General features: G+C 69.7%; 2 protein-coding genes. Both read right to left on the bottom strand.

The features are described 5' to 3' along the window. Positions 1-386: beta-ketoacyl synthase N-terminal-like domain-containing protein (locus ACFQ6X_RS35120; RefSeq protein ID WP_383188023.1), on the bottom strand; the 386-nt coding region annotated here is incomplete at its 3' end. Positions 387-435: 49 nt separating this feature from the next. Next, positions 436-3,265 (bottom strand): type I polyketide synthase (locus tag ACFQ6X_RS35115; RefSeq protein ID WP_383188020.1); only part of this gene is annotated, 2,830 nt, incomplete at its 5' end.

The following is a 3,265-nucleotide window of genomic DNA, read 5'->3' as shown; positions in this document are numbered from 1 at the left end:
TCGAAGGCCTCCCAGGAGGCTTCGAGCAGCAGCCGCTGCTGCGGATCCATCGCGAGTGCCTCACGGGGCGAGATCCCGAAGAACTCGGCATCGAACTCGGCAGCCTCGTGCAGGAACCCGCCCTCGCGTGTGTACGACGTGCCGGGCTGGTCGGGGTCCGTACTGTGCAGCCGCTCAAGATCCCAGCCACGGTCCACGGGGAAGGGCGACACCGCGTCCGTACCCTGCGCCACCAATTCCCACAGGTCCTCGGGCGAGGTGACGCCCCCCGGGTAGCGGCAACTCATTCCGACGATCGCGATCGGCTCACGGGAGGCGGCGAGAAGGTCTTCGTTCTGCTGCCGGAGCCTGCTGGTCTCCTTGAGGGAGTTCCGCAGAGCTGCCACGACCGCTTCGGACGAGGTGTTGTTCATTCTGTTCCTTCTCCAGGACTCTTCAGGATCCGAGGCTCTCGCGAGCCATCTGGACGAGGGCGTCCACGTCCAGTTCGTCGATGTCGATGTCGATGTCGGCTTCGGCGCCGTTCTCGGCACTGCCGTTGCCGGAGGCTTCGCCGGCTCCGTGGCCATCGGGGCCGGCGAGCTTCAACAGCCCTTCCAACAGGCCGGAACCGCGGAGCCGGTCGACCGACAGAGTGGTGAGCAGCCTTCGGATGTCGCTGTCCGCAGTCGAGTCGGCGGCGGATGATGCCGCCGGGGCGCCCGCACCTGCCGTGTTGTCGAGTTCGGTGCGCAGGAGTTGGGCGACGGCGAGGGGGCTGGGGTAGTCGAAGACGAGGGTGGCCGGGAGGCGTAGTCCGGTGGTCTTGTTGAGGCGGTTGCGCAGTTCGACGGCGGTGAGTGAGTCGATGCCGAGTTCCTTGAAGCCCCGGCGCCCGTCGACCGCCTCCGAACCGGAGTACTCGAGGGTGGCCGCCACCTCGCCGCGTACCAGATCTGTCAGCAACTGCTCCTGGTCCTCCGGCGAAAGGCCGGAGAGTCGTCGGGCCAGAGCCGGGCCGGCTGCCTCGGTGGCGGCGGTGCTGTTCCCGGCCATGGCCCGGCGGACCGGCGCGCGCACCAGGCCGCGCATCAGCGGCGGGAGTTCCGGGCCACGGGCGCGGAGCGCCGCCGAGTCGAGCGGCAGCGGTACGACGCCGGCCAGGTCGAGGCGCAGTGCGGTGTCGAACAGCTCCATGCCCCGGTCCGGCGTGATGGCCACCATGCCGGTCCTGGCGAAACGGTTGCGGCCGGCCTCGCTGAGTGCCGCAGCCATGCCGCCCTCGGCCCACGGACCCCAGGCCAGCGATACGGCGGGCAGCCCGAGGCTCCTGCGGTGGTGGGCCAGCGCGTCCAAGTAGGCGTTCGCGGCGGCGTAGTTCGCCTGCCCGGCGCCACCCACCAGCCCCTGGATCGATGAGAAGAGGGCGAAGGTGGTGAGGTTGTGGTGGCGGGTTGCTTGGTGGAGGTTCCAGGCGGCGTCGGTTTTGGGGCTGAGGACGGTGGAGACGCGTTGGGGGGTGAGGGTGGTGAAGATGCCGTCGTCGAGGATGCCTGCGGCGTGGATGACGGCGGTGAGGGGGTGTGCGGTGGGGATGGTGTCGAGGAGGTTGTCGAGTGCGGTTGGGTCGGTGACGTCGCAGGCGGCGAGGGTGATGTGGGCGCCGAGGTTTGTGAGTTGGTCGTGGAGTTGTTGGGCTCCGGGGGCGTTGTTGCCTCGGCGGCTGACGAGGAGGAGGTGGCGCGTGCCGTGGTGGGTGATGAGGTGGCGGGCGAGGAGTCCGCCGAGTGCTCCGGTGGCGCCTGTGATCAGAACCGTGCCCTCGGGATCGAAGGGCGCTTCGGACGCCTCCGGCGAGGTGACACGGGCGAGTCGTGGGGTGACCAGTTTGCCGTCGCGCAGTGCGAGCTGGTTCTCCGAGCAGGCCAGAACGGATGGCAGCAGTGCGTCCAGGCTGGTGGGGTGGTCGAGGTCGAGGAGGATGACGCGGTCGGGGTTTTCGGTTTGTGCGGTGCGCAGGAGTCCCCAGGCGGCGGCTCCTGGCAGGTTGTGGGTGTCTTCGTCGGGGGTGGTGGCCATGGCGTTGTGGGTGACGACGACGAGTCGTTCGTGGTCGGGGCGGTCTTCGGCCAGCCACTGCTGGGCGTGGGCGAGTGCGGTGTGGACTGTGTCGTGGACGGGTTCTCCGGTGGGGAGCTGAACGACGGTGGCACCGGCGATGTCCTCGGTCGTCGGACCGGTTGCGGTCGTGGCCGGCACCCACTCCACCCGGAACAGAGCATCGTGGGTCCTGGCGCCCGCTGCGCTGATCTGGTCGGCCGACACGGCGCGAACAGCCAGGGATTCCACTGAGGCCACAGGCGCTCCGCTGGTGTCCCAGACCTCGATGGTCACAGCGTCGGTGCCGGCAGGCGCCAGCCGGACACGCGCGGCGGAGGCGCCGTGGGCGTACAGCCGGACACCGCTCCACGAGAAGGGCAGCCGTGGCTCCCCGGTGCCGGGCAGCACGCCGAGTTCGATGGCGTGCAGGGCCGAGTCGAGGAGAGCCGGATGCAGACCGAAGGCCTGTGCGTCTCCCACCGGGCTCTCGGGGAGTGACAGCTCGGCGAACACCTCGTTGCCCCGCCGCCAGACCGCACGCAGTCCCTGGAATGCGGGTCCGTAACCGAATCCTTGCTCCGCGAGAGCGTCGTAACGACCGGTCAGATCGACTTGCTCGGCTCCGGGCGGTGGCCACGCGGTGAGCCCCGTACCGGCCGGAAGACCGTCCTCGGACGCGAGTACACCACTGGCATGCCTGGTCCATGCGTGCTCGGACTCCGCACCTTCGAGCCGCGAGTGGACGGTCAGGGAACGTCGCCCCGTCTCGTCCGGCACGCCTACTGCCAGATGGAGCGGCGCGGCGCCGCTCTCCGGAAGCACCAGCGGGGCCTCCAGGGTCAGTTCCTCCAGGTGACCGGCCAGCGCCTCGCCACCCGCTCGGAGCCCAAGCTCCACGAATGCCGTGCCGGGAAGCAGTACCCGGTCCAGTACCCGGTGGTCGCCGAGCCAGGGGTGGGTGCGAAGCGAGAGCCGGCCCGTGAACAGCAGCTCCTCGCTGTCAGGACGAGTGACAGCGGCCCCGAGCAGCGGGTGATCGACCTCGCCGAGCCCGACGGACGCCATGTCCGTGGCGGCAGGCACGTTCGGCTGCCAGTAGCGCTTGCGCTGGAAGGGGTAGGTGGGGAGGTCGAGGACCTGGGGTGTGTGGTGGGTGCCGTGGACGGCTTTCCAGTCGGGGGTGGTT

The sequence above is a fragment of the Streptomyces sp. NPDC056452 genome (genome assembly GCF_042796085.1).
Lineage (GTDB): Bacteria > Actinomycetota > Actinomycetes > Streptomycetales > Streptomycetaceae > Streptomyces.
Note: the sequence above shows the minus strand (reverse complement) of the source record. Positions and strands in the feature narration are given on the sequence as shown.